This window comes from Enterobacter cloacae complex sp. P42RS (genome assembly GCF_014930595.1).
GTDB classification, from domain to species: Bacteria; Pseudomonadota; Gammaproteobacteria; order Enterobacterales; family Enterobacteriaceae; genus Enterobacter; species Enterobacter bugandensis.
This window is the reverse complement of sequence record NZ_JADBRK010000026.1, coordinates 25,994-35,149: the sequence shown is the minus strand read 5'-3', so window position 1 is coordinate 35,149 and position 9,156 is coordinate 25,994. Positions and strand designations below refer to the sequence as shown.

At 56.4% G+C, this 9,156-nt stretch carries 9 protein-coding genes and 1 other RNA gene; 4 read left to right on the top strand and 6 right to left on the bottom strand.

Annotated elements, in window-relative coordinates; translation table 11 throughout:
* Nucleotides 1-20 precede the first annotated feature (20 nt).
* The 3 genes from IM314_RS20795 to pnuC all read left to right on the top strand — a co-directional run bounded on the left by IM314_RS20795 (nucleotide 21) and on the right by pnuC (nucleotide 2,127).
* Nucleotides 21-149: non-coding RNA, RtT sRNA (locus IM314_RS20795), on the top strand.
* Nucleotides 150-340: 191 nt separating this feature from the next.
* Nucleotides 341-1,384: a quinolinate synthase NadA gene (gene nadA, locus IM314_RS20790; protein ID WP_060573580.1), complete on the top strand. Its 1,044-nt coding sequence runs from the start codon at nucleotides 341-343 to the stop codon at nucleotides 1,382-1,384.
* Nucleotides 1,385-1,407: 23 nt separating this feature from the next.
* Entirely contained in the window at nucleotides 1,408-2,127 is a 720-nt protein-coding gene (gene pnuC / locus IM314_RS20785; RefSeq protein WP_028012391.1) for a nicotinamide riboside transporter PnuC, read from the top strand.
* Here pnuC and zitB read toward each other — a convergent pair.
* Together zitB and IM314_RS20775 are read right to left on the bottom strand one after the other, a co-directional pair.
* Nucleotides 2,124-3,059 carry a CDF family zinc transporter ZitB gene (zitB, locus tag IM314_RS20780; protein WP_193359326.1) on the bottom strand — a complete coding sequence of 312 codons (936 nt, stop codon included), beginning with the start codon at nucleotides 3,057-3,059 and terminating at the stop codon, nucleotides 2,124-2,126. The two genes, pnuC and zitB, sit on opposite strands and share 4 nt — an antisense overlap.
* A gap of 105 nt (nucleotides 3,060-3,164) precedes the next feature.
* Nucleotides 3,165-3,545: a protein YbgS gene (locus tag IM314_RS20775; RefSeq protein ID WP_045259933.1), complete on the bottom strand. Its 381-nt coding sequence runs from the start codon at nucleotides 3,543-3,545 to the stop codon at nucleotides 3,165-3,167.
* Nucleotides 3,546-3,848: 303 nt separating this feature from the next.
* Between IM314_RS20775 and aroG the strand changes: the two genes are divergently transcribed.
* On the top strand, nucleotides 3,849-4,901 hold the full coding sequence (gene aroG / locus IM314_RS20770; protein WP_193359325.1) for a 3-deoxy-7-phosphoheptulonate synthase AroG: 1,053 nt from the start codon (nucleotides 3,849-3,851) through the stop codon (nucleotides 4,899-4,901).
* 61 nt (nucleotides 4,902-4,962) lie between these two features.
* On the opposite strand, the gene gpmA is transcribed toward aroG, so the two are convergent.
* The 4 genes from gpmA to galT all read right to left on the bottom strand — a co-directional run bounded on the left by gpmA (nucleotide 4,963) and on the right by galT (nucleotide 9,153).
* The gene (gene gpmA, locus IM314_RS20765) at nucleotides 4,963-5,715 is read right to left on the bottom strand and encodes a 2,3-diphosphoglycerate-dependent phosphoglycerate mutase (protein WP_008501111.1); all 753 of its coding nucleotides are present in this window, start codon (nucleotides 5,713-5,715) and stop codon (nucleotides 4,963-4,965) included.
* 206 nt (nucleotides 5,716-5,921) lie between these two features.
* Nucleotides 5,922-6,962, bottom strand: coding sequence for a galactose-1-epimerase (galM, locus tag IM314_RS20760; protein WP_045630845.1), 1,041 nt, complete (start codon nucleotides 6,960-6,962; stop codon nucleotides 5,922-5,924).
* On the bottom strand, nucleotides 6,956-8,104 hold the full coding sequence (galK, locus tag IM314_RS20755) for a galactokinase (protein ID WP_193359324.1): 1,149 nt from the start codon (nucleotides 8,102-8,104) through the stop codon (nucleotides 6,956-6,958). Before galK ends, galM begins: the two co-directional genes overlap by 7 nt.
* Before the next feature lie 2 nt (nucleotides 8,105-8,106).
* Complete coding sequence (gene galT, locus IM314_RS20750; RefSeq protein ID WP_048957134.1) at nucleotides 8,107-9,153, bottom strand: galactose-1-phosphate uridylyltransferase; 1,047 nt, start codon at nucleotides 9,151-9,153, stop codon at nucleotides 8,107-8,109.
* Between the last annotated feature and the right edge of the window lie 3 nt (nucleotides 9,154-9,156).

Below are 9,156 nucleotides of genomic sequence, written 5' to 3'. Positions count from 1 at the left end.
AAAAGCGCCCTAAAGGCGCTTTTTTGCTATCTGCGATCTGGATGATTCGAACCTGCAGCAGGTTCGAGCCGAACGTAGTGAGGCACCGGAGCCGTTTTCGGCGACGGCCCGAAGGGCGAGCGAAGCGAGTCATCCTGCACGACCCACCAGTGTAGAAAGGCGCCCTAAAGGCGCCTTTTTGCTATCTGCCGTACAACAAATGCTCCGCCCATCTATTCCCGGTGACTTTTCACTTCAGATTCGCTATCTTGTTTAGTATATAAAACATAATTGCCCTGCGTTTTGCTTTGTCAGGCAAAAGAAAGGCAATATTGTTAAGCCAGTAAAACGAGAAGCCATAATGAGCGTGATGTTCGATCCTGAAGCCGCAATCTATCCGTTTCCGCCAAAGCCTGTGCCATTAAGCCAGGATGAAAAACAATTCTACCGCGAGAAGATCAAACGGCTTCTCAAAGAGCGCGATGCGGTGATGGTGGCCCATTACTACACCGATCCGGAAATCCAGCAGCTGGCGGAAGAGACCGGGGGCTGTATTTCTGATTCACTGGAGATGGCCCGCTTCGGTGCAAAACATCCCGCTTCCACGCTGCTGGTTGCAGGAGTGCGTTTTATGGGCGAAACGGCAAAGATCCTCAGCCCGGAAAAAACCATTCTGATGCCGACGCTCAATGCGGAGTGTTCGCTCGATCTCGGCTGCCCGATTGAGGAATTCAACGCCTTCTGCGACGCCCATCCTGACCGGACCGTGGTTGTTTACGCCAACACCTCTGCGGCGGTAAAAGCGCGCGCAGACTGGGTGGTCACGTCGAGCATCGCCGTTGAGCTGATTGAGCATCTGGACAGCCTGGGTGAGAAAATTATCTGGGCCCCTGACCGCCATCTTGGCAATTACGTTCAGAAGCAGACCGGCGCTAACGTTCTCTGCTGGCAGGGCGCCTGCATTGTGCACGACGAATTCAAGACCCAGGCGCTGTCTCGTATGAAGGCGCTTTATCCTGACGCGGCCATTCTTGTTCATCCTGAATCACCGCAGTCGATTGTTGATATGGCCGATGCGGTTGGCTCAACCAGCCAGCTTATCAACGCGGCCAGGACGCTGCCGCACAAGCAGCTCATCGTCGCGACCGATCGCGGTATCTTCTATAAGATGCAGCAGGCCGTACCGGAGAAAGAGCTGCTGGAAGCACCAACGGCAGGTGAGGGCGCGACGTGCCGCAGCTGCGCGCATTGCCCGTGGATGGCGATGAACGGCCTGAAGGCCATTGCCGAAGGGCTCGAGACAGGCGGTGCAGCGCATGAAATTCATGTGGACGCCGCTCTGCGTGACGGTGCGTTAATTCCGCTTAACCGCATGCTGGATTTTGCGGCTACACTACGTACTTAATTCAAAAACGCACTGGGGAAAAGATGGATTTTTTTAGCACGCAAAACATTCTGGTTCATATACCGATTGGTGCAGGTGGCTATGACCTGTCATGGATTGAAGCCGTAGGCACGCTGGCGGGGTTGCTGTGTATCTGGCTGGCAAGCCTGGAGAAGATCAGCAACTACGCGTTCGGGCTGATTAACGTCACGCTGTTTGCGATTATCTTCTTCCAGATCCAGCTGTACGCCAGCCTGCTTTTACAGCTGTTTTTCTTCGCCGCCAATATTTACGGCTGGTACGCCTGGTCCCGGCAGAACAGCCAGCAGGAGGCGGAGCTGCAGATCCGCTGGCTGCCCTTACCGAAAGCCATCGCCTGGTTTGTCGCCTGCGTCGTCGCCATTGGTTTGATGACCGTCTACATCAACCCGGTGTTTGCGTTCCTGACCCGCGTTGCCGTTTCGGTCATGTCCGCGATTGGCCTCAACGTGACGATGCCGGAGCTTCAGCCGGATGCCTTCCCGTTCTGGGATTCCTGCATGATGGTGCTGTCGATCGCGGCGATGGTCCTGATGACCCGTAAATACGTTGAGAACTGGCTGCTGTGGGTCATCATCAACGTCATCAGCGTGGTGATTTTTGCCCTTCAGGGCGTCTATGCCATGTCGCTGGAGTATCTGCTGCTGACATTCATTGCCCTGAACGGCAGCCGGATGTGGATCAAGAGCGCGCGTGAGCGTGGCTCACACGCGCTTTCAAGCTAGTGGTGATGATGTGAATGGTCGGGCTGCGCCTCGTTAAGGTGGCAGTCCGGCCCGCTACAGGGCTGATACTCCATCTGGATGGTGGCGTGACCAATCTCATAGTGATGTTCAAGAAAGTGCTGGATGCGTTCAAGCAGCGCGTCGTGGTCGTGGGGCGGGATGACCTGGACGTGCAGCGTCATGACCGGCTTCTCGCCTACCAGCCAGACGTGCACGTGATGAACGTTACGCACTTCCGGGACAGTACGGCGCAGGTTTCGTTTCAGCTCGTCAATGTCCATTGATGCCGGCGCCCCTTCCAGCAGTTCATTGACGCTCTCCTTCAGTAGCCGCCAGGCGCTGCGCAAGACCAGACACGATACCAGCACGGAGAGAATGGGGTCGATAGGCGTCCAGCCGGTATAGAGGATCACCAGCGCGGCGACAATCGCCCCGACTGAGCCGAGCAAATCCCCCAGCACATGCAGAGCCGCAGCGCGAACGTTGAGGTTCTTTTCCCCGCTGCCGCGATGCAAAATCCAGAACGCCAGAATATTTGCCAGCAACCCCGCCACGGCAATCACCATCATTGTCGTCCCGGCGATGGGCTGCGGGTGCCTGAAACGCTGTACGGCCTCCCAGACGATAAGAACAGTAATAACCACCAGCGCGATGGCGTTAACAAACGCGGCAAGGGTGGTCAGCCTCAGCCAGCCGAAGGTATGACGCGCGTTGGGCGGGCGGCGAGCAAACTGCACCGCCAGCAGGGCGAAAAGCAGCGCTGCGGCATCGGTCAGCATATGTCCGGCATCAGCCAGCAGCGCCAGCGAGCCGGAAACCAGGCCGCCAATGACCTCGATAACCATAAACGTGGCCGTAACGCCAAAGGCCAGCATAAGTCGTTTTGCATTGTCGTTGCCGGGAGAAGATGGGTGTGAGTGGGTGTGCGCCATGTCTGCTTTCCTGATTCGTTATTATTTTAGTGTAGCGTTTTTAACAGGTTACTCCAAAAAGAAAGGAGAGCCTGGGCTCTCCTTTCACATTTGAAGCATCAAGAATTACTGGGTTGTGCCATCAGTTTTGGTATTGGCGTCGTTACCCACTTTGTCGTTCGGATCGGGACATTTGCCGTCCTTGCACATCGAGTTCTTATGAACCTCATCCGAGCTCATGTTGTCATGATTCATGGTATCGGAAGCACTACCGTTCGGATGCAGCATAGTACCGCCGGTGTTGGTATTGCCGGTATTGATCTGGCTGTTATCGACATTATTCGGGGCGATATTCTGTTTCGCATCAGGCGCAACCTGGCCTGCCGCTGCTGCCGCATTGGCATCACCGTTGCTGTCTGAAGCACCCGTTTCTGCGGCCAGGACGCTGCCGCTGGCAAGGGTGAGTGTGGCAGTCAGGAAGAGGGTGGTCAGTTTTGTCATTTTCATGATGGTGCTCCTGTTCTTGTCGTTACGCTGGATAACATTCTCCAACAGTGCATCTTTTTATAGGCGAAAGATTCCGCCTTACGGACTTACGTCAGTAGGGAATCGCGTTTAAGCGTTTAAAAATGGTTGTTACAGTTAAAAAGCTTAGGTTAGATCTCATTTTTCGCTATTTTGTGGCGATTTTTAGGCGAATTCCAGGAATTATCTGCGTGAAGTGTAAAACCGTGTTTACACTTCCTGGTCGACAAGATAGATTGAAAGGATTGCTTTCATTACTAAAGATATGGCAGAGCTGGAAAGAAGATGAATTATCAGAACGACGATTTACGCATCAAAGAGATCAATGAGTTATTACCTCCTGTAGCACTCCTTGAGAAATTCCCCGCCACTGAAAATGCCGCAAATACGGTTTCTCATGCTCGTAAAGCGATCCACAAGATCCTGAAAGGTAATGACGATCGTCTTCTGGTGGTGATTGGCCCGTGCTCCATTCACGATCCTGCCGCTGCGAAAGAGTATGCTGCGCGTCTGCTCACCCTGCGTGAAGAGTTAAAGGATGAGCTGGAAATCGTCATGCGCGTCTATTTTGAAAAACCGCGCACGACCGTGGGCTGGAAAGGGCTGATTAACGATCCGCACATGGATAACAGCTTCCAGATCAACGACGGCCTGCGCATTGCGCGCAAGCTGCTGCTGGAGATCAACGACAGCGGCCTGCCTGCTGCCGGCGAGTTCCTGGATATGATTACGCCACAATACCTGGCAGACCTGATGAGCTGGGGCGCCATTGGTGCCCGTACCACTGAATCTCAGGTTCACCGCGAGCTGGCTTCCGGTCTCTCATGTCCGGTGGGCTTCAAAAACGGTACTGATGGCACCATCAAAGTGGCTATCGATGCCATCAACGCCGCGGGTGCGCCGCACTGCTTCCTGTCCGTGACCAAATGGGGTCACTCCGCCATCGTCAACACCAGCGGTAACGGTGATTGCCACATCATTCTGCGCGGCGGTAAAGAGCCAAACTACAGTGCAAAACACGTGGGAGAGGTGAAGGCCGGGCTGGAAAAAGCCGGGCTGCCACCGCAGGTGATGATCGACTTCAGCCACGCCAACTCCAGCAAGCAGTTCAAAAAGCAGATGGAAGTGGGGGCAGACGTCTGTCAGCAGATCGCCAACGGTGAGAAGGCGGTAATTGGGGTGATGATCGAAAGCCATCTGGTTGAAGGTAACCAGAACCTGGAAGGCAGCGAGCCGCTGGTGTATGGCAAAAGCGTCACCGATGCCTGCATTGGCTGGGACGATACCGATGCCATCCTGCGTCAGCTGGCGAATGCGGTAAAAGCGCGCCGCGGCTGAGTCCTCACGCACAAATAAAAAAGCGCGGAAGGCTCCGCGCTTTTTTTATGTCCGGCGAAAATTACTTCGCTTTACCCTGGTTCGCGACAGCCGCTGCTTTCGCTGCGATCTCGTCCGCGTTACCCAGGTAGTAATGTTTGATTGGCTTGAAGTTTTCGTCGAACTCATATACCAGCGGTACGCCAGTTGGGATGTTCAGTTCGAGGATCTCGTCTTCGCCCATGTTGTCCAGATATTTCACCAGCGCGCGCAGGGAGTTACCGTGAGCAGCGATGATCACGCGCTCACCGCTTTTCAGGCGTGGCAGAATGGTTTCGTTCCAGTAAGGCACAACGCGGTCGATGGTCAGCGCCAGGCTCTCGGTGGTTGGCAGCTCAGCGTCGGTCAGTTTTGCGTAGCGCGGGTCGTGGCCCGGATAGCGCTCGTCATCTTTGGTCAGCTCTGGTGGGGTGACCGCGAAGCCGCGACGCCACTGTTTAACCTGCTCGTCGCCGTATTTCTCAGCGGTTTCCGCTTTGTTCAGACCCTGCAGCGCACCGTAGTGACGCTCGTTCAGTTTCCAGGATTTCTCAACCGGCAGCCAGGCCTGATCCAGTTCGTCCAGCACGTTCCACAGGGTGTGGATGGCACGTTTCAGCACAGAGGTGTAAGCAAAATCAAAGCTGAAGCCTTCTTCCTTCAGCAGTTTACCTGCTGCTTTTGCTTCGCTTACGCCTTTCTCGGACAGATCAACGTCGTACCAACCGGTAAAGCGGTTTTCGTTGTTCCACTGGCTTTCGCCGTGACGCACCAGGACCAGCTTAGTAATAGCCATCTCTTACTCCTCAAGCATTTTTAGAATGATAACAATTCTCATTATATTGCTGTGGCCGTGCCAGCAGCAACGCTTAACCCTAACCATAGCGAAAATAGTCTCTGAGTGTAAGATGCTTGTGAATCCAGGGTTAGGATTTTGTCAGCGATCGGCGCTATTTTCAGCAAGACGCGCAGAAAAAAGCCCTCCGATGGGAGGGCTGGAAATCATTTCGGAATAAAATGGTATTCCGTCACGCTAATGTACTCTTCACCGGGGCGCAGCACGCAGTCCGGCTGCGGCCATTCCTGATGATTGGGGCTGTCCGGCAGGAACTCGCTCTCAAGCGCAAGTCCTTGCCAGTCGCTGTACTCATTGTGTTCGCGCGCCGTCGTGCCGCCGAGGTAGTTGCCCGAGTAGAATTGCAGGGCAGGGGCGGTGGTATACACCGTCATCTGCAGTTTCTCATCGCTGGACCAGACCTGTGCGGCAGGCTGCTTCACATCACCTTTGGCGTGCAGCAGGAACGCGTGATCGTAGCCTTTCACCTTGCGCTGATCGTCATCGCTCAGGAAATCCTGGGCGATAACTTTCGCGCTGCGGAAATCAAAGCTGGTCCCGCTCACGTCTTTCAGGCCCTGATACGGAATGCCCATCTCGTCAACCGGCAGATACGCGTCCGCCAGGATCTGCAGCTTGTGGTTACGCACGTCGCACTGGTTGCCGTCGAGATTGAAGTAGGCATGGTTAGTCAGGTTAACCGGACACGGCTTGTCGACCGTCGCACGGTATTCAATGGCGATACGGTTGTCGTCCGTCAGTGTAAAGCGCGCGGACGCGGTAAGGTTCCCCGGGAAGCCCTGATCGCCATCAAGCGAATCCAGCGAGAACAGCACTTCGCCGTCGTTTTGACGAACTATTTTCCAGCGGCGTTTATCAAACCCGTCCGGACCGCCGTGAAGCTGGTTCTCGCCCTGGCTTGGCAGCAGCCGGTACTGCATGCCGTCGAGCTCAAAACGGCTCTTCGCGATGCGGTTGGCATAGCGCCCGACGGACGCGCCCAGATAGGCAGACTGATTAACGTACTGCTCGGGTGAGGCGCAGCCCAGCAGGGTTTCGCGCACGCTGCCGTCCGGCATCGGTACGCGGGCAGAAAGCAGGGTCGCACCCCAGTCCATCAGCGTAACCACCATCCCCGCGCTGTTGCGCAGGGTTAACAGGCGATACGGCAGACCATCCGGTGCGAGGGTAGGTGTTTCGTTTAGCACTGTCCGGCTCCTTGTGATGCTTTACATACATAGAACGTTTCTTTGATGCCCGTTTGCGCTTCGTACTGCTTCGCCACGGCGTCCTGGACGGCAGGGACCAGCTCTTCCGGCACCAGCGCGACGATGCAGCCGCCAAAGCCGCCGCCCGTCATGCGCACGCCGCCTTTATCGCCAATAACCGCTTTGACGATGTCCACCAGGGTGTCGATCTGCGGCACGGTGATTTCAAAATCATCGCGCATGGAGGCGTGAGATTCCGCCATCAGCTCACCCATGCGCTTCAGGTCACCTTTCGCCAGCGCGGAGGCGGCTTCAACGGTACGGGCATTTTCGGTCAGCACGTGACGCACGCGTCTGGCGACGACAGGATCCAGCTCGTGCGCCACTTTGTTAAATTCATCGAGCGTCACGTCGCGCAGGGCAGGCTGCTGGAAGAAGCGCGCGCCGGTTTCGCACTGTTCGCGGCGGGTGTTGTACTCGCTGCCCACCAGCGTGCGTTTAAAGTTACTGTTGATAATCACGACGGCCGCGCTTTTTGGCAGGGGAACGGCTTTGGTGCCAAGCGAGCGGCAGTCGATCAGTAAAGCATGCTCTTTTTTGCCTAGCGCGGAGATCAGCTGGTCCATGATGCCGCAGTTGCAGCCCACGAACTGGTTTTCCGCTTCCTGACCGTTCAGGGCAATTTGCGCCCCGTCCAGCGGCAGATGATACAGCTGCTGGAAGACGGTTCCCACGGCCACTTCGAGCGAGGCCGACGAGCTTAAGCCCGCACCCTGCGGCACGTTGCCGCTGATGACTAAATCGGCGCCGCCGAAGTTCTTGTTGCGCTTCTGCAGATGCTTCACCACGCCGCGCACGTAGTTAGACCACTGCTGGCTGTCGTGCGTCACAATCGGGGCATCAAGGGAAAACTCGTCCGTCTCATTACCGTAATCCGCCGCAATCACGCGAACCTGGCGGTCATCGCGCTTCGCACAGCTGATAACCGTCTGGTAATCAATGGCGCACGGCAGCACGAAGCCGTCGTTGTAGTCGGTGTGCTCGCCGATCAGGTTGACGCGACCAGGTGCATGAATTACGTGGGTGGCAGGGTAGCCAAATTTCTCAGCAAACAGGGATTGTGTTTTATCTTTCAGACTCATTTTTAGACTCCTGATTCGCGATAGTGGACGTCGCTGACGGCACGCAGACGCTCTGCCGCCTGTTCCGCCGTCAGGTCACGCTGGGTTTCCGCCAGCATTTCATAGCCCACCATAAATTTACGCACCGTTGCAGAGCGCAGCAGCGGCGGATAGAAATGGGCGTGCAGCTGCCAGTGCTGATTCTCTTCGCCGTTAAACGGCGCGCCGTGCCAGCCCATGGAGTACGGGAAGGAGCACTGGAACAGGTTGTCGTAACGGCTGGTCAGCTTTTTCAGCGCCAGCGCCAGGTCGTCGCGCTGCGCGTCGCTGAGATCGGTAATGCGCTGAACGTGCGCTTTCGGCAGCAGCAGCGTCTCAAACGGCCAGGCGGCCCAGTAAGGCACGACCGCCAGCCAGTGTTCGGTTTCCACTACGGTACGGCTGCCGTCGGCCAGCTCGCGCTGGGTGTAGTCCACCAGCATGGGTGAGCCGTTTTCTGCGAAATAGTCCTTCTGCAGACGGTCTTCACGCTCGGCTTCGTTGGGCAGGAAGCTGTTCGCCCAGATCTGGCCGTGCGGATGCGGGTTAGAGCAGCCCATCGCCGCGCCTTTGTTTTCGAACACCTGCACCCACGGATAGCTCTGCCCCAGCTCAGCGGTTTGCGCCTGCCAGGTGCTGACCACCTCTTTCAGCGCGTCCACGCTCAGCTCCGGCAGCGTTTTGCTGTGATCGGGCGAGAAGCAGATCACGCGGCTGGTACCGCGCGCGCTTTCGCAGCGCATCAGCGGGTCGTGGCTCGCGGGGGCATCCGGGGTATCGGTCATCAGGGCGGCAAAATCGTTGGTAAACACGAAGGTGCCTTTGTAGTCCGGGTTTTTATCCCCGGTCACGCGCGTGTTGCCCGGACAGAGGAAGCAATCCGGATCGTGCTGCGGCAGGGTCTGTTTTGCAGGCGTCTCCTGCGCCCCCTGCCAGGGACGCTTGGCGCGATGCGGAGAGACCAAAATCCATTGCCCGCTTAGCGGGTTAAAACGACGATGCGGATGATCGACGGGATTAAACGAAGTCATGAC

What these genes read in the sequence shown, in the direction of transcription:
- nadA (WP_060573580.1), top strand. Translation starts at nt 341, where the DNA reads ATGAGCGTGATGTTCGATCCTGAAGCCGCAATCTATCCGTTTCCGCCA.
- pnuC (WP_028012391.1), top strand. Translation starts at nt 1,408, where the DNA reads ATGGATTTTTTTAGCACGCAAAACATTCTGGTTCATATACCGATTGGT.
- zitB (WP_193359326.1), bottom strand. Translation starts at nt 3,059, where the DNA reads ATGGCGCACACCCACTCACACCCATCTTCTCCCGGCAACGACAATGCA.
- IM314_RS20775 (WP_045259933.1), bottom strand. Translation starts at nt 3,545, where the DNA reads ATGAAAATGACAAAACTGACCACCCTCTTCCTGACTGCCACACTCACC.
- aroG (WP_193359325.1), top strand. Translation starts at nt 3,849, where the DNA reads ATGAATTATCAGAACGACGATTTACGCATCAAAGAGATCAATGAGTTA.
- gpmA (WP_008501111.1), bottom strand. Translation starts at nt 5,715, where the DNA reads ATGGCTATTACTAAGCTGGTCCTGGTGCGTCACGGCGAAAGCCAGTGG.
- galK (WP_193359324.1), bottom strand. Translation starts at nt 8,104, where the DNA reads ATGAGTCTGAAAGATAAAACACAATCCCTGTTTGCTGAGAAATTTGGC.
- galT (WP_048957134.1), bottom strand. Translation starts at nt 9,153, where the DNA reads ATGACTTCGTTTAATCCCGTCGATCATCCGCATCGTCGTTTTAACCCG.